At 62.6% G+C, this 19,377-nt stretch carries 19 protein-coding genes; 10 read left to right on the forward strand and 9 right to left on the reverse strand.

The window, feature by feature from the left end; all coding sequences use genetic code 11:
• The 6 genes from M3P21_RS17820 to M3P21_RS17845 all read left to right on the forward strand — a co-directional run bounded on the left by M3P21_RS17820 (window position 1) and on the right by M3P21_RS17845 (window position 8,002).
• Window positions 1–408: a hypothetical protein gene (locus M3P21_RS17820; RefSeq protein ID WP_249712131.1), complete on the forward strand. Its 408-nt coding sequence runs from the start codon at window positions 1–3 to the stop codon at window positions 406–408.
• 358 nt (window positions 409–766) lie between these two features.
• Window positions 767–2,431 carry a cell division protein FtsZ gene (gene ftsZ / locus M3P21_RS17825; RefSeq protein ID WP_249712133.1) on the forward strand — a complete coding sequence of 555 codons (1,665 nt, stop codon included), beginning with the start codon at window positions 767–769 and terminating at the stop codon, window positions 2,429–2,431.
• Window positions 2,432–2,643: 212 nt separating this feature from the next.
• Window positions 2,644–3,564, forward strand: coding sequence for a UDP-3-O-acyl-N-acetylglucosamine deacetylase (gene lpxC, locus M3P21_RS17830; RefSeq protein WP_249712135.1), 921 nt, complete (start codon window positions 2,644–2,646; stop codon window positions 3,562–3,564).
• A 130-nt stretch (window positions 3,565–3,694) separates the two neighbouring features.
• Complete coding sequence (locus M3P21_RS17835) at window positions 3,695–4,540, forward strand: outer membrane protein assembly factor BamD (RefSeq protein WP_249712137.1); 846 nt, start codon at window positions 3,695–3,697, stop codon at window positions 4,538–4,540.
• Between the two features lie 25 nt (window positions 4,541–4,565).
• Window positions 4,566–6,215 carry a DNA repair protein RecN gene (gene recN, locus M3P21_RS17840; RefSeq protein WP_249712139.1) on the forward strand — a complete coding sequence of 550 codons (1,650 nt, stop codon included), beginning with the start codon at window positions 4,566–4,568 and terminating at the stop codon, window positions 6,213–6,215.
• Window positions 6,216–6,316: 101 nt separating this feature from the next.
• Window positions 6,317–8,002: a chloride channel protein gene (locus M3P21_RS17845; protein ID WP_249712142.1), complete on the forward strand. Its 1,686-nt coding sequence runs from the start codon at window positions 6,317–6,319 to the stop codon at window positions 8,000–8,002.
• A gap of 12 nt (window positions 8,003–8,014) precedes the next feature.
• On the opposite strand, the gene M3P21_RS17850 is transcribed toward M3P21_RS17845, so the two are convergent.
• Both M3P21_RS17850 and M3P21_RS17855 read right to left on the reverse strand, forming a co-directional pair.
• Complete coding sequence (locus M3P21_RS17850) at window positions 8,015–8,359, reverse strand: DUF427 domain-containing protein (protein ID WP_249712143.1); 345 nt, start codon at window positions 8,357–8,359, stop codon at window positions 8,015–8,017.
• Between the two features lie 59 nt (window positions 8,360–8,418).
• Window positions 8,419–10,209: an aminopeptidase P family protein gene (locus M3P21_RS17855; RefSeq protein ID WP_249712144.1), complete on the reverse strand. Its 1,791-nt coding sequence runs from the start codon at window positions 10,207–10,209 to the stop codon at window positions 8,419–8,421.
• Window positions 10,210–10,332: 123 nt separating this feature from the next.
• On the opposite strand from M3P21_RS17855, the gene M3P21_RS17860 reads away from it, so the two are divergent.
• On the forward strand, window positions 10,333–10,695 hold the full coding sequence (locus M3P21_RS17860; RefSeq protein ID WP_249712147.1) for a hypothetical protein: 363 nt from the start codon (window positions 10,333–10,335) through the stop codon (window positions 10,693–10,695).
• 36 nt (window positions 10,696–10,731) lie between these two features.
• Here the strand turns inward: M3P21_RS17860 and cobT are convergent, their stop codons facing one another.
• Window positions 10,732–12,609: a cobaltochelatase subunit CobT gene (gene cobT, locus M3P21_RS17865; RefSeq protein ID WP_249712148.1), complete on the reverse strand. Its 1,878-nt coding sequence runs from the start codon at window positions 12,607–12,609 to the stop codon at window positions 10,732–10,734.
• Between the two features lie 147 nt (window positions 12,610–12,756).
• Here cobT and M3P21_RS17870 point away from each other — a divergent pair, with 147 nt between their 5' ends.
• Complete coding sequence (locus tag M3P21_RS17870; RefSeq protein ID WP_249712150.1) at window positions 12,757–13,530, forward strand: DUF2272 domain-containing protein; 774 nt, start codon at window positions 12,757–12,759, stop codon at window positions 13,528–13,530.
• Between the two features lie 395 nt (window positions 13,531–13,925).
• Here M3P21_RS17870 and cobS read toward each other — a convergent pair whose 3' ends face one another.
• The 4 genes from cobS to M3P21_RS17890 form a co-directional block, all read right to left on the reverse strand.
• Window positions 13,926–14,912, reverse strand: coding sequence for a cobaltochelatase subunit CobS (cobS, locus tag M3P21_RS17875; protein ID WP_249712153.1), 987 nt, complete (start codon window positions 14,910–14,912; stop codon window positions 13,926–13,928).
• Window positions 14,913–15,063: 151 nt separating this feature from the next.
• A complete protein-coding gene (locus M3P21_RS17880) occupies window positions 15,064–16,560 on the reverse strand; it encodes a hypothetical protein (RefSeq protein WP_249712155.1) in 1,497 nt (498 codons plus the stop codon).
• A 12-nt stretch (window positions 16,561–16,572) separates the two neighbouring features.
• Window positions 16,573–16,770, reverse strand: a complete 198-nt coding sequence (locus tag M3P21_RS17885) for a hypothetical protein (RefSeq protein WP_249712157.1) — start codon at window positions 16,768–16,770, stop codon at window positions 16,573–16,575.
• A gap of 212 nt (window positions 16,771–16,982) precedes the next feature.
• On the reverse strand, window positions 16,983–17,606 hold the full coding sequence (locus M3P21_RS17890) for a DnaJ domain-containing protein (RefSeq protein ID WP_249712159.1): 624 nt from the start codon (window positions 17,604–17,606) through the stop codon (window positions 16,983–16,985).
• Between the two features lie 105 nt (window positions 17,607–17,711).
• On the opposite strand from M3P21_RS17890, the gene M3P21_RS17895 reads away from it, so the two are divergent.
• Window positions 17,712–17,966 carry a BolA family protein gene (locus tag M3P21_RS17895; protein WP_249712160.1) on the forward strand — a complete coding sequence of 85 codons (255 nt, stop codon included), beginning with the start codon at window positions 17,712–17,714 and terminating at the stop codon, window positions 17,964–17,966.
• A 17-nt stretch (window positions 17,967–17,983) separates the two neighbouring features.
• Here the strand turns inward: M3P21_RS17895 and M3P21_RS17900 are convergent, their stop codons facing one another.
• On the reverse strand, window positions 17,984–18,475 hold the full coding sequence (locus M3P21_RS17900; RefSeq protein ID WP_249712163.1) for a DUF4177 domain-containing protein: 492 nt from the start codon (window positions 18,473–18,475) through the stop codon (window positions 17,984–17,986).
• Window positions 18,476–18,617: 142 nt separating this feature from the next.
• Between M3P21_RS17900 and M3P21_RS17905 the strand changes: the two genes are divergently transcribed.
• Entirely contained in the window at window positions 18,618–18,935 is a 318-nt protein-coding gene (locus M3P21_RS17905; RefSeq protein ID WP_249712166.1) for a hypothetical protein, read from the forward strand.
• A 170-nt stretch (window positions 18,936–19,105) separates the two neighbouring features.
• On the opposite strand, the gene M3P21_RS17910 is transcribed toward M3P21_RS17905, so the two are convergent.
• Window positions 19,106–19,377 (reverse strand): hypothetical protein (locus M3P21_RS17910; protein ID WP_249712168.1); only part of this gene is annotated, 272 nt, incomplete at its 5' end.

Below are 19,377 nucleotides of genomic sequence, written 5' to 3' on the forward strand. Positions count from 1 at the left end.
ATGCGCCGGGCCTGTGCTGCGCTGGGGGCGATCGTGATGATGAGCCCGGCTTCGGCCCAGACCCGGATCACGCCGGAGGCGTTTCTGGATGCCGCGACCGGCAAGACGCTCAGCTTCTATGAGATCGAAACCGGTGAGCTTGTCGGGGTCGAGCAGTTCCTCAACCGCTCGCTCTCGGTCTGGAAGGAACCCGGACAGCCCTGCGTTTACGGCAAGATCACCACGCCCGAGGGGCGGATCTGCTTTGAATATGACAACCGGCCCGAGCGCCCTCCGGTCTGCTGGTGGCCCTTTGCGCGGGGTGACCGGTTTATGGTGCGGCTGGACGTCTTCCTGAACGCGGAAATCCAGGAGGTCCGCAGCATCACCAATGAAGGTATTGCCTGCCCGAACGCCCCCACAAGCTGAAGAAACCGGTTGCGGACGGCAGAGTTATCCCGCAAAATATCCACAAGGCCCGTTAGAGGCCCACAGAAATTTCGGCGGCAGGCAGAGCAGTCGCCCCCAGAACCGAACATCCCCGCGCATTCGGCGCAACCGTGGCCTTTGCTGCGGCCGGGATCGCTTGTGCTAGTGGCTTGCTGGCTTAGCGCCGCAAGATTTTGCTAGGCTGACGAAATAATGCGGAATGCAGCGAAAAATCGCCCATATTTTGCGGTGATTTTGCGTTTTTTTGGTGACGATCCGTCTGCATCACGGTAGGATTGGGTGTGGATAGGTAAAATAACGCCCGCGAATGCGGGCATTTAGTACAGGCGGACAGAGTATGACACTGAACCTTTCGATGCCCGGTCAGGACGATTTGAAGCCCCGGATCACTGTATTCGGGGTCGGCGGGGCAGGCGGCAATGCCGTCAACAACATGATTGAAAAGCAGTTGGAAGGCGTCGAGTTTGTCGTCGCCAACACCGACGCGCAGGCGCTGCAGCAAAGCCGCTCTGAATCGCGCGTACAACTGGGCGTGAAAGTGACCGAAGGTTTGGGCGCAGGCGCGCGCCCGACGGTTGGCGCCGCAGCCGCCGAAGAAAGCATCGAGCAGATTGTCGACCATCTGGCCGGTGCGCATATGTGCTTCATCACCGCCGGCATGGGCGGCGGCACCGGCACCGGCGCGGCCCCGATCATCGCGCAGGCGGCGCGGGAACTGGGCGTGCTGACCGTTGGCGTTGTCACCAAGCCCTTCCAGTTCGAAGGCGCCAAGCGGATGCGTCAGGCTGAAGACGGGGTCGAGAGCCTGCAGAAGATGGTCGATACGCTGATCATCATTCCCAACCAGAACCTGTTCCGTCTGGCCAATGAGAAAACCACGTTTACCGAGGCGTTCTCGATGGCGGACGACGTGCTCTATCAGGGCGTCAAGGGCGTGACCGACCTGATGGTTCGTCCGGGTCTCATCAACCTCGACTTTGCCGATGTCCGCGCCGTGATGGACGAGATGGGCAAGGCGATGATGGGCACCGGCGAGGCCGATGGCGAAGATCGCGCCATCCAGGCCGCCGAGAAAGCCATCGCCAACCCGCTGCTGGACGAGATCAGCCTGCGCGGGGCCAAAGGCGTGCTGATCAACATCACCGGCGCCCATGACCTGACCCTGTTCGAACTGGACGAAGCCGCCAACCGCATCCGCGAGGAAGTGGATCCGGATGCCAATATCATTGTCGGGTCGACGCTGGATACGGCGATGGAAGGCATGATGCGGGTTTCGGTCGTGGCCACCGGTATTGACGCAAGCGAAGACGCCGCCGAAACGCCGGTTGCGCGTCGTCCGATGTCGGCGCCGCTCAAGCAGAAGGTTGACGCAGAAGCCGTGCAGCCCGAGCCGGCACTGCAGCCAGTCGCCGCGCAGACCGCGGCACCGCAGCCGGAGCGGGTGGCAGGAACTCCCGCCCAGGAGCCGGGCCTGTTCGATGGCGTTCCTGCCCAGCCCGCCGCCGCGCATGCGGTGGCCGATGAGGTAGTCGAAGTTGAAAGCAGCCACCCGGTTCAGAAAGATGACGGTCTGCCGCAGCCGGTCTACCAGCCGAAGGTTCCCGCTTTTGAGCCGCGCACCGAAGCGCATGACGCCCCGGTCGACAGCTTCGTCGCCCCCAAGGCGCCAGAGCCGGGCACACCATCGCCCGAAGCGCTGCAGCGTTTGCAGGCCGCGGCCCAGCACGTGCCCTCGCAGCTCAGGCAACCTGCCAGCCAGCCCGAGCGCCTCGCTGCCGCAGTGCAGCAAGCTCAGGCCGACAAGCCACGTTTCGGGTTCAACCGGCTGATCGACCGCATGACCGGCCACGCGGCAGACACTCCGGACGAGCGCGCCGCGCCGCCGGTGCGCCAGCAGCCGGTTCTGCGCCAGACTGACGCTACGGCACATGCGCCGGTTGATCCGGACCCGGAACAGGAACGGATCGAAATTCCCGCCTTCCTGCGCCGTCAGGCAAACTGAAAGCAGTCACAAAATTGATGAAACGGGCCATCTTCGGGTGGCCTTTTTCTATTTAAAAACAAATGGTTGACGCCTCGCAGGCGAGCTTCTGCCACTCTGTTACAAACATGTTTCATTTGGTTGCAAAGATTGAGTTGAGCCTTTGGGACCCCTCCATTAGTTGATCTGCAACACAGCTCACTGAGGCTGGAAACCGTCCCAAGAGGTCTCTCTTGCAACATACGCTGAAAACTCCGGTTACGTTCAAGGGTGTGGGCCTGCATGGCGGCGCACGCGTGATCATGACCCTGCGCCCGGCGGTTGCCGGTCACGGCATCTGGTTCAAGCGGACGGATATCGAATTGGGCGACGCGATGATCCCGGCGATCTATGACCGGGTCGAGCGGACGCCGCTCTGCACCAAACTTGTGAATGACAGCGGCGTGTCGGTTTCGACAGTCGAACATATTATGGCGGCATTGGCGGGCTGTGGAGTCCACAATGCGCTGATCGAGGTTGACGGGCCCGAAGTACCGATCATGGACGGCTCGTCGGTCGCATTCGTGCGTGGCATCATGGCAAAAGGGGTACGCCAGCAAGCCGCGCCGGTTTTGGCTTACGAGGTTGTGAAACCTGTCACAGTAGAAAAAGACGGAGCCAGGGCCACATTGCTGCCCGCTGACCGGCTGGAGATCGACTTCAGCATAGACTTCGACGACGCCGCCATCGGGCAGCAAACCAAAACACTCGACATGTGCAACGGCACTTTCGCCCGCGAGCTGTGCGACAGCCGGACCTTCTGCCGCAAGGCGGATGTGGACATGATGCGCGAGAACGGGCTGGCGCTTGGCGGCACGCTCGACAATGCGGTTGTGGTCGATGGCGACGTGGTGATGACCCCCGGTGGCCTGCGCCACGATGACGAGGCGGTGCGCCACAAGATGCTGGACGCGCTTGGCGATCTCTATATGGCCGGTGGCCCGATTCTGGGCCGTTATGTCGGCGAGAAGGCGGGTCATTCGATGACCAACACGCTGCTGCGCGCGCTGTTCGAAACACCCGGCGCGGTGCGCCCGGTACTCTGTGACGCGGAAACCACCGCCCGTCTGCCCGGTCAGGGTCTGGTCTGGACCGAAATCCCGCTGGTGGCCTGACGCCCTTGCCGCGTCGCCAAACTTGTGACCTCCTGTGCGCTTTAAGACGTTTTGCACCCGAAGTTTGTGTGCTAGACCAAGGCCCAAACGGGCCGCGCGCCCCATTACAGGACGACAAGGAATAGTGGGAATGGTTGGCAGCAGGGCAGGGGCCAAACTGGTTGGCGCACTTCTTGTGGCAGTTTGTTTGACGGCCTGTGGCAATCGCAGCGGTGCGGACCGCACGCAGAATCTGGACGGTTTCACACCCGAGCAGATTTTCGAGCGCGGTGAATTCGAACTGTCGCAGAAACGCGCCGAAGACGCGGCGTATTATTTCTCCGAGATCGAGCGGCTCTATCCCTATTCCGACTGGGCCAAGCGTGCGCTGATCATGCAGGCCTTCGCCTTTCATTCCGGTCGCGATTATGTCGAAAGCCGCGCCGCCGCGCAGCGCTATATCGACTTCTACCCGACCGACGAGGATGCCGCTTATGCGCAATATCTTCTGGCGCTCAGCTACTATGACCAGATCGACGAGGTGGGCCGCGACCAGGGCCTGACTTTTCAGGCGCTGCAAGCGCTGCGTACCGTGATCGAGGTCTATCCCGACAGCCAATACGCCACCTCGGCGATCCTGAAATTCGATCTGGCCTTTGACCATCTGGCGGGCAAGGAAATGGAGATCGGTCGCTATTACCTGCGCAAGCAGCACTACGCCGCCGCCATCAATCGCTTCCGCGTTGTGGTCGAGGATTTTCAGACCACCACCCACACCGCCGAGGCGCTTTATCGTCTGATCGAGGCCTATCTGTCACTGGGGCTGGTCAACGAGGCACAGACCGCAGGCGCGATCCTGGGCTATAACTACCGCTCGACCGACTGGTATCAGGATGCCTATAAGCTGCTGACTTCGCGCGGGTTGGAAGCCAAGTCCCGCGGCAACAACTGGCTCAGCCAGATTTATCGCCAGTCGATCAAGGGGCAATGGCTCTGATCATGAAGGCGTGACGGAATGACCGATGCTGCGCGCGCTTGATATCCGGGACATGCTGATCATTGACCGGCTGGACTTGCAGTTCCAGCCGGGCCTTAACGTGCTGACCGGTGAAACCGGGGCGGGCAAGTCGATCCTGCTGGATAGTCTGGGATTCGTTCTGGGCTGGCGGGGCCGGGCCGAACTGGTCCGGCAGGGCGCCGCGCAGGGCGAGGTCGTTGCCGAATTCGATCTGCCCGAAGGCCACGCCGCCCACGCGGTTCTGGCCGAGGCCGGGTTGCCCGGCGGTGCGGAACTGATCCTGCGCCGCATCAACACCGCCGAGGGCCGCAAGACCGCTTGGGTCAATGACCGCCGCTGCTCGGGTGAGGTGCTGCGGGCGCTGTCGGACACGCTGATCGAACTGCACGGCCAGCATGACGACCGTGGCTTGCTCAACCCGCGCGGCCACCGGGCCATGCTCGATACCTTTGCCGGGCTCGATACGGCGATGGCATCCTGCCGCACCGCCTGGCGGACCTTGTCCGAGGCGCAGCGCGCGCTGGCCGAAACCCGCGCCGCGCTGGATGCGATGCGGACCGAGGAGGAATTTCTGCGCCACGCCGTTGGAGAACTCGACGAGCTTGATCCGCAGCCCGGAGAGGACGCTGATCTGGATGCAAGCCGTCGCATGATGCAGGGGGCCGAGAAGATCCGCGACGACGTGGCGCGCGCGCAGGCGTTGATCGGGGCAAACGGGGCCGAAACCGCGCTGGGGGATGCGCTGCGCTGGCTGGAAAGCGTGTCCGACAAGGCCGAGGGGCAGCTGGAACAGCCCATCGCCGCTCTTGGTCGTGCCCTGATCGAGTTGGGCGAGGCCCAGTCGGGGGTCGATGCCTGCCTGAACGTGCTCGATTTCAACCCGACCGACCTGGAACATATCGAAGAGCGCCTGTTCGCCATCCGTGCTCTGGCCCGAAAACACGGCGTTGCCAGCGACGAGTTGGGCAGCTTCGCCGAGGGTCTTCGCAGCAAGCTCAAGGCGCTGGATGCAGGCGATGCTGACCTGCACGCCCGCGAAGCGGCGCTGAAGGCAGCCCAAGCCGCCTATGACGCCGCCGCCAATGCTCTGAGCGAGGCGCGCAAGGCGGCCTCGGCGCGATTGGATGCGGCGGTCATGGCGGAACTTGCCCCGCTCAAGATGGAACGCGCGGTCTTTGCCACGCAGATCAGCGAGGGCGACCCCGGCCCCGAGGGGCGCGACGCGGTTGCCTTTAGTGTCGCCACCAATCCCGGCGCGCCGGCCGGGCCGCTCAACAAGATCGCCTCGGGTGGGGAACTCAGCCGCTTCCTGCTGGCGCTCAAGGTTTGTCTGAGCGGTGACGGCGGTGACCGCACCATGATCTTTGACGAGATCGACCGCGGCGTCGGTGGTGCGACCGCGGATGCGGTCGGGCGCAGGCTGGCCGCATTGGCGGGCGAAGGGCAGGTGCTGGTGGTGACCCATTCGCCGCAGGTGGCCGCACAAGGCGCCCATCACTGGCGGGTGCAGAAACAGGTTGAGGGCGGCGCGACGCTGTCGACGGTGATCCCGCTTGGGCCCGATGAGCGGGTGGACGAAATCGCGCGCATGGTTGCGGGCGACACCATCACCGAAGCGGCCCGCGCCGCCGCGCGCGCTTTGCTGGGTGCCTGATCGCGCAACACTGGGGCAATAAAACTAGCCCGACCCGCAATCACGCTTTTCTGATTGATCCACGTTGCCTACGGTAGCGCAATTGACAATTCTGATCCCTGATGGCCCAATCCACCCGCACCCTGATCCTCGAGCAGCTCAAATCGGCCCGGACGGCACTTGCCGAGGGCTGGGGCGTGCTGCGGCAACGCGGACCCAGCCAGATTCAGTTCTGGTTCATCGCGCTGCTAGTCGGGATCGCGGCGGGCTTTGCCGCGCTGGCCTTCCGCATGGCGATCACCGAGCTTCAGGCCGTTATCTATGAGGCTGACGACCGGCTGCATCTGCACAGTTTCGCCGCCACGCTGCCTTGGTATGTGCTGCTGATCATCCCGACGATCGGCGGGCTGGTTGTGGGGCTGATCTTTTACTGGTTCACCGATGATGGCCGCGTCCGTTCGGTCGCCGATGTGATCGAGGGCGCGGCACTGCAGGATGGACGGGTCGAGACGCGGGCGGGGATCGCGTCGATGTTCGCCTCGCTCATCACGCTCAGTTCCGGCGGCTCCAGCGGGCGTGAGGGACCGGTGGTGCATATGGCCGGGGTGATCTCGACCTGGGTCAGCAACCGGTTGGATGCCGATGGCATCACCGGGCGTGACCTGCTGGGCTGTGCGGTGGCCGCCGCCGTCTCGGCCAGTTTCAACGCGCCCATCGCGGGAGCGCTGTTCGCGCTGGAAGTGGTGCTGCGGCATTTCGCGGTGCATGCCTTTGCCCCCATCGTGATCGCGTCGATCGCGGGCACGGTGATCAACCGGCTGGCCTATGGCGACGTGACCGAGTTCCTGCTGCAGACCCCCGGCTCGCTGCAATTCTATGTCGAACTGCCCGCCTTCCTGATCCTCGGGCTGGTCTGCGGCCTGGTGTCGCTGCTGGTCATGCGCGGGATTTTCCTGGCCGAGGATGTGGGCAGTCACCTGCAGTCCCGTCTGCATCTGCCGTCATGGCTGCGCCCGGCGGTGTCGGGGGCGATGCTGGGCGGCATCGCGATCTGGTTTCCACATATCATCGGCGTCGGATACGAGACCACGCTGCGGGCGCTGAGCGGCGATCTGGTCCTGCACACGGCGGTGATCTTTGCCATCGTTAAGACCGTGGCGTTGGCCATCACAATGGGCGGGCGCATGGGTGGCGGGGTATTCTCGCCCTCGCTGATGATCGGGGCGCTGACCGGGCTGGCCTTTGGCCTGATCGCAACCGGGCTGTTGCCATCCGTGTCGGGTACCCATACGCTTTACGCCTTTGCGGGAATGGGCGCGGTGGCTGCGGCGGTGCTGGGCGCGCCGATCTCGACCACGCTCATCGTGTTCGAACTGACCGGAGATTGGCAGATCGGCTTGGCGGTGATGGCCTCGGTCTCGATCTCGACCGCGTTGGCCTCGCGGCTGGTCGACCGGTCCTTCTTTCTGACGCAGTTGGAACGGCGCGACATCCACCTGGCCGCCGGGCCGCAGGCCTATTTGCTGGCGATGATGCGCGCAGGCGCGGTGATGCGCCCGCTGGGCGATCCAAACGGCGCGTCGCCCGAAGAGATCCAGCCACTATTGGACAGGGGTCTGTGCATTAATGCGCGCGCCACGCTCGAGGCCGCGATGCCGATCTTTGATCGCGAGGATATGGCCTGGTTACCGGTCGTCACCCTTGATGACGAGGGCGTCGAAACCCCGGTCGGTGTGCTCTACCATATTGATGCGCTCAAGGCCTATAACCGCGCCTTGGCCGCCACCGCCGCCGAGGAGCATTCCTGAAGAGGCGCCGCCTCAGATCTGTTCGACCTTGACAGACTCGCTCAGCACAAAGGCAAGATGGCCCCGGATCGGGGTGAGCGCTTCGAGCGGGTTCTCGTAGGTCCAGACCGCGTTTTCGGTCACCGAGGAACGGTTGACGATCGAGAAATAGCTGGCTTCGCCCTTGCTGGCGCAGCGGGTCTTCTTGTCCGAGGCGTCAAGGAAAGCCATCGCGATATCCTCGCGCGGGAAATAGATCACCGGAGCCAGATCACCCTCGCTCAGTTCCAGTGCGTTGACCGACTCGCCCAAAATTGCCCCGCCCGAGCGCACTGTCCACCTGCCGGGTGCTTTGCGGATTGTGATCGGTCCAGTCATGGTCTTTCCCTTCGGCTTCTTTGCGTGCGCAGATGACACAGGTTTGTGAAACGCGGATGTCACAACGCGCGGGTCGCGGCATCCAACCACATGCGGGCAGCGCTGCCTAGCCAGGGGCCGATCTTTGTCGCGACGTCGCGGTGATAGGCGTTGAGCCAGGCGATTTCTTCGGCTGCCATCATCTCGGGCAGGATCAGACGGCGGTCGATAGGTACGAATGTCAACGTGCGCCAGTTTAGCATCGCGCGCTCCGCATCGCCGCCGGGCAGGGACGGCGCCTCTTCCACGACCACCAGATTCTCGACACGGATGCCGAAGGCACCCTCGCGGTAATAGCCCGGTTCGTTGGACAGGATCATGCCCGGTTCGAACGGCACATGGCTGGTCCGGGCCAGCCGCTGCGGCCCTTCATGCACGCTCAGATAGGCGCCGACGCCATGGCCGACACCGTGATTGAAATCCTGTCCCGCCGCCCAGAGCGGCTGGCGCGCCACACATTCGATGTCGCGCCCGGCCAGACCCGCCGGCCAGCGCAGCATCGACATCGCGATCATGCCGCGCAGCACGCGGGTGAAACAGGCTTTCTCCTCATCTCCGACGTCGCCAATGGCGATGGTGCGGGTGATATCGGTGGTGCCGTCCAGATACTGCCCGCCGCTGTCCAGCACCAGCATATGGCCGTCTTGCAGCAGGCTGTCGCTTTCTTCGGTCACCCGGTAATGCATGATCGCGCCATTGGGCCCGGTGCCTGCGATGGTATCAAAGCTGATATCGCGCAGCGCGTTGTCCTTGCGCCGCTCGGACTCCAGCCGTGTCACCACCTGCGTTTCGGTCACGGTTCCGGGGGTCTGATCGTCCAGCCATGCCAACAACTCCACGACCGCCGCCGCATCCCGCAGATGCGCCGCGGCGCTGCCTTTGATTTCCGCGGCGTTCTTGCGCGCCTTGGGCAGGGCACAGGGGTCGCCGCCGTCGCGCAGCGTGTCACCCAGGGCATCGGCCACGATCTGGGGCACGGTGTTCAGGTCAACGCTGACGGGTCCGTCAAGCGCCGCCACCGCATCCAGAAATGTCCCCGGTTCATGCTGCGTGACGCCGTCGCCCAGATGCTCGCGCACCTCGTCCAGCTTGGCGGTGGCCATGAACAGGTCGACCCGCGCATCGTCATGCAGGATCGCAAAGCCATGCGCCACCGGGTTGCGCGCAATGTCCGCGCCCCGCAGGTTCGCGATCCACATGATCGAGTCGGGCAGGGTGATGACCGCCGCTTTGTGCCCCTTGTCGCGAAGACCCTCAGCCAGCCGTGCGCATTTGCTGTCAGCGCTTTCACCGGCGAATTCCAGCGGGTGCGCCTTGACCGGCTGCATCGGCGGTGCTGGCTGGTCGGGCCAGACCCGGTCCACCAGATTGTCGCAGCGCACCAGTTCGATGCCTGAGCCCTTGAGGCCTTTCTGCGCTTTGCCGATTTGCCCCGCCGCATGCAGCCAGGGATCGTACCCGATCCTGCCGCCCTCGGGCAGGTGTTCTTTCAGCCAATCGGTCAGTCCAATTTCAGGCCAGGGCACCGGCGTGAACTCTGCGGCCACCTGCGCCTTGACCTGCGTGCGATAGCGCCCGTCGACAAAGACCCCGGCAAGACCCTTGAGCACCACGCAGAACCCCGCCGAGCCGGTGAAGCCGGTCAGCCAGGCCAGCCTTTCGTCGCGGGGGGCGACATATTCGCCCTGATGGGCATCTGCGCGCGGGATCAGGAATCCGTCCAGATCAGCGCTGTCCAATTCGCCGCGCAGGTCCGCGAGACGCGGCGGGCCTTGCTCCGGTCGGGCGGTGACTTCGAAATTCTGGAACATCTGCGCCTCGCTCTTGTGACTGTGGCCCGAAGGTGAGCGTCGCGGCTAAAAATGTCCAGCCCGCGCGGGGCGTCTTGGCAAGCTCTGCCGGTCCGGTATCATGGCGCCATGAGGATATGTCATTTGCTTGCGGTTCCCCTGTTGGCGACACCGCTTTTTGCACAGGAAGAACCCGGTGAACTGCCGCTGGACCAGCGCGCGCAGGTCCTGTCGGCCGAGGCTGTTCTGAAGGATATGCAGGACCCCAATCGCCCGGGCGAGGCCGAAATCTCACCGCTATACCCGGTCAAGGGCGGATACAAGATGTGCGCCACCACCGATGCCTATAACTCGTCGGGGACCTATATCGGGCGTGACTATTGGGAGGTCACGCTGGACGAAGACGGGCAAGAGGTCGTCAGCACCCGCGACGTCACCGGCCTGAACTCTCCATGTTACGGGGTCGACTACAAGCCATTCGAACAACTGATAGAGGGTGCCAAGTAACACGCCCCACGCCACACGGTGTTTCGATACGCCTTGTCAGCTTGCCCGCTTGATCCCCATCACCCGCGCGCGGGCGCGGGGGTCGCTGTCGAAAAGCGCGGCCAGTTGCTCGGTCATCGCACCGGCCAGCTGTTCGACATCGGTGATCGTCACCGCGCGGTCATAGTAGCGCGTTACGTCATGACCGATGCCGATGGCCAGCAATTCCACCTGTTTGCGCTTCTCGACCATCGCGATCACGTCGCGCAGGTGTTTTTCCAGATAATTCGCCGGGTTCACGCTGAGGGTGGAATCATCCACCGGCGCGCCGTCCGAGATCACCATCAGAATCTTGCGCACCTCATGGCGGGCCACCATCCGCCGATGCGCCCATTCCAGCGCCTCGCCGTCGATGTTTTCCTTCAGCAGCCCCTCTTTCATCATCAGCCCCAGATTGGGCCGGGTCCGCCGCCACGGCGCATCCGCCGACTTGTAGATGATATGGCGCAGGTCGTTCAGCCGTCCGGGCTGCTGGGGGCGGCCATCGTTCAGCCACGCCTCGCGCGCCTGTCCGCCTTTCCATGCCCGCGTGGTGAAGCCCAGAATCTCGACCTTCACGTTGCAGCGCTCCAGCGTGCGGGCCAGAACATCCGCGCAGATCGCCGCGATGGAAATCGGACGGCCACGCATCGAGCCGGAATTGTCCAGCAGCAGCGTCACCACGGTATCGCGGAACTCGGTGTCTTTCTCGACCTTGAAGCTCAGCGGTGTGGTCGGGTTGGCCACAACGCGCGCCAGACGGCCTGCGTCCAGAATGCCCTCTTCACGGTCGAATTCCCAACTGCGGTTCTGTTGCGCCTGCAAGCGGCGTTGCAGCTTGTTGGCAAGCCGCGAGACCGCACCCTTAAGTGGCTCAAGCTGCTGGTCCAGGTAAGCGCGCAGCCGTTCCAACTCGACCGGTTCGGCCAGATCCTCGGCGGCGATCTCTTCGTCATTGTCGGACAGGTAGACCTTGTAATCGGGGTCTGCCTCCGAGGCCGGGGGCGGGGCGGGTGGCTCCAGCGGGGCCTCGCCATCGGGCATCTCGGTCTCGTCGCCCATCTCGTCCTCGGCCATCTCATCCATCGAGACCTGCGCCTGGGATTGGTCCTGCTGTTCTTCCTGGGTCTGTTCAGGGTTGGCGTCGGCGTCCTGTTCGTCCTGATCATCCTGACCGGTGCTGTCGGGATCGGGCTGTTCCTCGGCGTCGTCTTCGGCCTGATCCTCCTGATCCTCGTCCATCTCGTCGGGGTCGTCGCCCAACTGGTCGCCATAACCCAGATCCTCGATCACCTTTCGGGCGAACCGTGCGAATTCGGTCTGATCGGACAGCATCTCCTGCAGGTTTTCCAGCGTCCCGCCAGCCTGTTCCTCGATGAATCCGCGCCACAGGTTCATGACATTCTCGGCGGCTTGCGGCAGGTCGCGCCCGGTGGCCAGATGCCGGATCAGATAGCCTGCCGCCACCGGCAGGGGTGCTTCGGAGGGCTGTTTGCACTGATCATAGCCGCGCCGGATCGCCTCATGGGTGATCTTGACGTCGATATTGCTGGCGGTGCCGGGCATGTCGCGCGCGCCCATTGCCTCGCAGCGGGCGGTTTCCATCGCCTCATAGAGGTCGCGCGCCATGTCGCCCGGGGGCGCATAGCGGTTATGGGTCGCCTCGTCATGGTATTTGCGCTGCAGCGCCAGCGCATCCGCTGTGCCGCGCGCCAGCAGAACCTCGTCCCGCGTCATCCGGCGGCTGACCTGCGGCAGGCGCATGGAATCACCGGTGACGCCCGAGGGATCGACCGAATAGCTGACGCTCAGCTCGGGATCATCGGCCATGACCTTGGTGGCCTCGGCCAGCGCCTTCTTGAACGGATCGGCGGGGTTGTCTGAGGGTTTGCTCATGCCTTGATAAATCACATTCGTCTTCAGATTTGCAAGCAGGATTAGCCTGAAACGCCGCCCGCTTCGTTGTCAGAATTGGCGTGAGGCTCAAACTGTGATAAATTACAGTCTCTCATTTTTTTATAGATTTATTCATTGGAGGTTTAGATGGCTGATTTTGCTGTGTCGTCGCTCGCATATGGTGCAAATATTCGAAGTTCGGCGGGGTTTGGAGACAACGTTGTCGGTTTTTTGCCAGAAGCAACCGCTGTAACGAAGACTGGTCCGCAGCAAGGAGACCGCTGGATTCCCTGTAGGGCCGATCTGGGCGGGGCGGCACGTGATGGCTTCGTTTCAAAAAACGTCTTGCGGGACGCTGTGTCTGATGCGCGCGAAAGGCTGGCGCGCACCGCCGTGGCAGAATGGTTGCGCTTTGACCGGGGCACCGGCAAAGAATTCCAGACGCCATACTTTCGATTTGTCGGCGAGTATTGGCAAAACATCAATCTTGATCTTGACGGTTTGGACCGGGGGTGGCCCTGGTCAGCTGCCTACATTTCGTGGTGCATAGAACAGGCGGGGGCATATGGCGACTTCAAGCAGGCAGCCGCTCATTCGCGTTATGTGCATCAGGCAATCCGACGACGCGAAGACAACGAAAATGGGTCTTTTTGGGGCTTTCGCTTGAATGAGCATAAACCACAAATAGGAGATATGGTCTGTATGGCCCGAGGCAGCTTCAGCGCGACATACGATCATGCAAAGGACAATGACCGTTTTTCCAGCCATTGTGATATCGTGATTGCGATACGCTCCGATCATGTCTCGACCCTGGGCGGTAATGTCGGTCACACGGTCAAACGCAAGACATTCCGGACCAATTCGAGCGGTTTCTTGCGACCGGAGCAAAGATTGTATGCGGTTATGAGGAATAATTTGTGAATTTCCGCACCGGAGGGCTGGCCGCATTTGCGGTTCTAACCCTGGCCTTGGCCGCGCTTTCTTATGTTGTACCTCGCGAGGTGACACGCAAGGCTGAGCCCGGTGAGGAGCCGTGCCCCGGTGTTCTGATCGTGGGGCATCAGGGGGTTGCGCTGCGTTCCCGGCCCACGGGGCTTTCGCGCCGGGTTGCCATTTTGCAGCTTGGGGAAGTCTTGTATCTGTGCGACCAGAAATCGGGTTGGTACGGTGTGGTCGCACCGATGGGCGATGCGGTTTGCAAGGATCGCAGTTCGCAATCCGGTGCGCTGCCCCGGCACTGCCCGGCAGGTTGGGTGCGACAAACCGAGGTTACGTTCGCCGCAGGATAGCCTGGGCGGGAATGAACCGGGTGGCTGTTACACCAAACTCGCGCTCGCCGCGCTCTCCGGCAGTTCCTCGTCAAAGCAGCGCTGGTAGAACTCGGCCACGGTCTGGCGCTCCAACTCGTCGCATTTGTTCAGGAAGGACAGCCGGAACGCATAGCCCACGTCGCGGAAGATCTCGGCGTTCTGCGCCCAGTTGATCACCGTCCGGGGGCTCATCACCGTGGACAGATCGCCATTCATGAAGGCGGTCCGGGTCAGGTCGGCGACGGTCACCATCTGGCTGACGATCTTGCGGCCCTTCTCGGTGTTGTAATGCGGTGCCTTGGACAGGACGATCATGGTTTCGGCGTCATGGCTGAGATAGTTCAGCGTCGCCACCAATGACCAGCGGTCCATCTGCGCCTGGTTGATCTGCTGGGTGCCGTGATAGAGCCCGGTGGTGTCGCCCAGACCCACGGTGTTTGCGGTGGCAAACAGGCGGAAATTGGGGTGTGGGGTGATGATCTCGTTCTGGTCCAGCAGGGTCAGCTTGCCGTCATGCTCCAGCACCCGCTGGATCACGAACATCACATCCGCGCGACCCGCGTCGTATTCGTCGAAGACGATGGCGACCGGGTTGCGCAGCGCCCAGGGCAGGATGCCCTCGTGGAACTCGGTCACCTGTTTGCCGTCGCGCAGCTTGATGGCGTCTTTGCCGATCAGGTCGATCCGGCTGATATGGCTGTCGAGGTTGACCCGCACCGCAGGCCAGTTCAAACGGGCGGCGACCTGTTCGATATGGGTCGATTTGCCGGTGCCGTGATAGCCCTGGATCATCACCCGGCGGTTATGGGCAAAGCCAGCAAGGATCGCCAGCGTGGTGTCGGGGTCGAACTTGTAGGTGGGGTCGATCACCGGCACCCGGTCGCCGCGTTCGGCGAAGCCTTTCACAACCATCGGCGTGTCGATGCCGAACACCTCACGGACCGAGATTTCTTCGGTCGGTCTTGCGTTGATGTCGATTACGCCGTCAGCCATGCCCGTGGTCCTTATCCTCTGCCCCGTTCCGGGGTCCGAACGCGCCTGTCGTGCAACATAATGCGGGCAAGGGCAAGGGGCAGCGGCGGTCAATTTCCACCACCACCGCTTTCAACTGGTGCGATCGGCGGAAACCCTGCCTTTGCGTGGATCACGGTGCGCGCGGTGTCTCCTGTGGTTGCAGGCGGCCTTGCAGGAAGGCCTCCATCCTGTGCAGGGCGGCCAGCACAGCATCGAAGGAATACCCAAACAGGAAACAGGCCAGAAAGATCAGGGTCGGATTGCTCTGCTCGTTGATCGAGAACACGTTTGCCGGGATGAACAGCATCGACAGGGTCATTGCCGCAAAAGCCCCGAACAGGATTCGCAGAAAGGCGCGCGCCGGGCCCAGATCGGACAGGGCAGGCGTCAGCACCCGGACCAGACAGAACAGCGCCGCGCCGAGCGAGCCATAGACCATCGGCAGCGCGAACCGGTTGGCCAGCGAGATCTTGGCTTTCAGTTCTTCGGCGGATTGCAGGAGCTGTAGGCGGGTTACGATGTGATCAGCCGGGTTGGAGCGCGAATTGCGCCCGGTCTTCTTCGAGATTTCCCGCACGATCTCAAGAAACCCGTCATGGCCCGCCAGCGCGATCTGCACCAGCGAGGATTGCTCCGCCACCTCGGTGGTATTGGTGGGCAGACCACCGGCCTCGCCCGAAGGCGCGGCGGTGGTGGCATTGGCTGCGCGGGCCATCTGTCGCGTGGTTTCACGCTCGATCTGGGTGACGGTGTTCATCACGTCGCTGGCCGCGGACAGGGTCTGCTCGCGCCCGAGCACCGGGCCAAGCAACCCAAGCGCGCCTTGCTGCGCCGCTGCCGCTTCGGCATTGACCACCGGCACGGGGGGCAGTTGGCGGCGCTGGGGTGGAAACAGTTTGGCGGAAATGCCATTGGCGGATTCCCGTGTGGCGATCAGAACATCGAACCGCTGCGCGGCGCTGGCGCTTTCGGCGCGCAGGGCTTCCTCCTGATAGTGATAGGCCTTGAGCCGGCTCATCGTTTCGTTGAACAGTTTCTGCGCCGGTGCGCTGGAGGCAGGATTGGCCCCGTCCTGACCGTTGGATTCGATGGCCCGCGCCACCACGATCAGATCGCGCACCTCTTCGTGAATGTCGGTCGCGATATGCTCGTCAAGCCGGGACAGCAGCAGGTTGGCGCTGAACGACCAGTGGGTGTAATGCATCGCCAGCAACAGCAGCACGATCGCGATGCCCGGCAGCACCCAGCGCTGCCAGAGCCAAGGCCAGCTCTGCCTGGCCCTGTTGAGGATGCGGGGAAACCAGGTGGCCCAATTGAACTCCTGCTCTTCTTCGGTGCTGGGCTTGCGATACCGCGCCGAGGGGTTGCTGATGCGTACCGGCGAGTCGCCGTCCAGAATGCGGGTCAGGGTATAGTCATCGATGTCGCGGCAGGTGTCGCGCATCGCCTTGCGCAATTCCACCAGATGCTGCGCCTTGATCTGGCTGGGGCTGCCGTCGAAGGGGGCCAGCGCGTCGATGAGCGTGTCGGACTTGTCGCCGCCCCGACCGGTCAGCATGCAGTAGGTGCGCGTCGCGCGCGCCGCTGTCAGAAGGTCACGGACCTCGGGTTTTTCCGTCAATTTCATGCGACCCTCCGGTCAGTTCTGGATCCCCTCCATCCAGCCGTCTTCGGTCAGACACGAACAGATCGAGCCGGGATAACCCGTTGACGGGGGAATGCACCATTGGCCGCTCGGCAGAATACAGGCCCCGATCGGATAGGATTGGGCATTGAGCAGCGCGCCGGTAGAAATCAAAAAGCCAATAAACATGGCAAGACACAAAACAGTTTTCATCAGGAGACCTCTGGGTAAGAGACCTTGTAAATACAGGGCAAATTACCAAAAGTTGCGCATTTTTGCAAGTTTCCACCTAAATGCGAACCCGGTTTACACCTGACGCCCAGGCCTCCGGGAGGGCAAGAAGTGCCCGCAAAATGTCCTGAAACTGGCAAAAACAGCCGGAGCCGCGCATTCAACGCCCCGCTTGTTCGCCCCCTGAACGGCGCTTACTTGAAGTTCCGGCTGTCCTTGATCTGGTCCCAGGCCCAGACCACCTCTTGCAACTGTTCTTCCTGAGAACGATCGCCGCCGTTCATGTCCGGGTGCAGCACCTTGATGAGTTTCTTGTAGGCTTTACGCACATCAGCCTTGCTCCAGTGATCCTGCGCTTCCAGGATCTCCACCGCACGGCGCTCGGTGGGGGGCAGGCGCTTGGTGCCGGTCGATCCGCGGCCGGGATTCTGTGTGGCATTGGCCCCCAGCACCTGATGCGGGTCCTCGATGCCCAGCCGCGCCCAGGCCTTGGCCTCGGGGTCGCCGATGGGACGCGTCTTGCGTTCCCAGACCTTGTCCTTGGACATCTGGGCGTTCAGCTCGGCCTCGGTGGTGCCGTCAAAGAAGTTCCATTTCTGGTTATATTCGCGCACATGCTGCTGGCAGAACCAGAAAAAGTCATCCAGCACATCCGGCGCCTTGGGCGCGCGGAACTTTCCGGCCTCCTGACATCCCTCATGATCGCACAGGCGCATTGATGTCTCGGACGCGCCGGACATGCCCCGCCGACCGCGCGGGTTCTTCTTCTTGGCAGAAGATACGGACATGTCGAAACCAAACGGATCGGATTTGGACATCAGGGGCACCTTTCGAACACGGCTTCACGACTCGGAGGCAGCAGTTTAATCCAAGTGACGGAAGATAGAAGAGGGAGCGGCAAATAAATTGCCGACTGGCGAAAGATGACCATAACCGACGACATCCGCAACAGCCTGCAACAGGCGTTTTCCCCGCGAGAGCTGGAGGTGGTCGACGATAGCGAAAGCCATCGCGGCCATGCCGGGTTTCGCGAGGGAGGGCAGTCGCATTTCAACGTGCGCATCCGGGCCGAGGCCTTTGCCGGTCAGTCCCGCATCGCACGCCACCGGGCCGTGCACGCGGCGCTGGGCGACATTGTGGGACGTATCCACGCGCTGGCGCTGGATATCGACGCCTAAGCGGGACGTCGCCCGGGTCAGCTGTCCGATGATGACCCGCTGTCGCCGCCTTCCACCGCAGGCTGGGTCACCAGAGGCGGCGTGCGCGATGTCCCAGCATCCTCTCTGCGTTTCAGCGGCGGGTCATTGACCTCTTCGGCGATCGGGGCGGGTGCGCGCGCGGCTTCTGGCGTGGCCTCGGGGCCAGGGATCGGGCGCGCGATCGCGACCCCGTCAGGGTCATGTTTGGGCGCCTCCAGCGGCTGGGTCAGCAGCACCGCGCGCTCATCCTCGGCGTCGAGCAGGCGGCGAAAGATCAGCACATTGCGCCAGTTGGTGGTCGACCCGGTCAGCCCGGTCTTTTCCTCGCTGGGCAGCAGCTCGGCGCGCTGATATTCCCAGCCCTCGGCGGCCAGCAGGTTCAGCAGTTCTTCGACAGACAGCGCAAACCGCCCCTCGGGCGTCTTGATGCCTTTTGCCTTGGTGCCCTTTGCGGGGGCGGGAACAACTTTGTACTCGTAGCGGGCCATGAATTTCTCCGGTTGCCGGAGCGGTGTACCAAGAATGCCCGCGCGCGAAAAGGCCTGCCGTCCGGTTGCGCAGAACAGGTGATTTTTCGCACCATTCCGCCTAAACAGGAGGGAACCGCCCCAACAGAGAGACTGACCCGCCATGAAATACGCGCCCCTGACCGCCGCCCTCCTGATCGCAACGCTGGCCGGCTGCGACACCACCCCGTCCGCTGGCACTCCCAGCTACGGCCCGCCCGAAGCCTCGGGCCTGGTCACCGCGCGGCCCTATCCGGACGAGGGGGGCACCTGTCAGGTGATCGGAGAGAACGCGCTGACCGTCGAATACCTCGGAGACGCCTCTGTCCTTGTCGGCTGCCCGGTGGTCGAGACGGTTGCGGTCGAAGAGGTCCTCTCCGAAGGCGCCACCCAGGTCGAAACGGTGGGCGAATGGGTCCTGCTGATGGTGCCGACGGGGTGAGGAGGTGCGGAGAGACAATCTCCGCGTCGGCGCTGTCAATATTCTAGCATCGACCGTCTCGGCGGGGGGAAGGTGGCCTGATCATATCTTCACCAACGGGGGTCCGCAGCCCGAAGCGGACATTGTGGAGAGTTTCGATCAAACACATATAAGGGCTTATGCGCAAACGTTCACCTGTTGAGTGTATCAGTCTCGCTTGTATTCTCAGAATTCTGCTTAGGCAGCAGAACCTTCCTATCATCTTGAAATCGAGCCACAATTCTTATACGCCGATACATTGAAAGCAGAATTTTTAATGCTCTAAATTCATTGCCGGATGCTTGTATCAGCCGTTCTTGATCATCCAAGCCCAAATGCTGCCCCATGTCGTCGATTGATTGGCGTAGGAAATCCCGATGTTCTTTAAGGAGATCTAGTTGGGCTTTTTCAACTGAAATCTCAT

The sequence above is a fragment of the Ruegeria spongiae genome (genome assembly GCF_023502395.1).
GTDB classification, from domain to species: domain Bacteria; phylum Pseudomonadota; class Alphaproteobacteria; order Rhodobacterales; family Rhodobacteraceae; genus Ruegeria_C; species Ruegeria_C spongiae.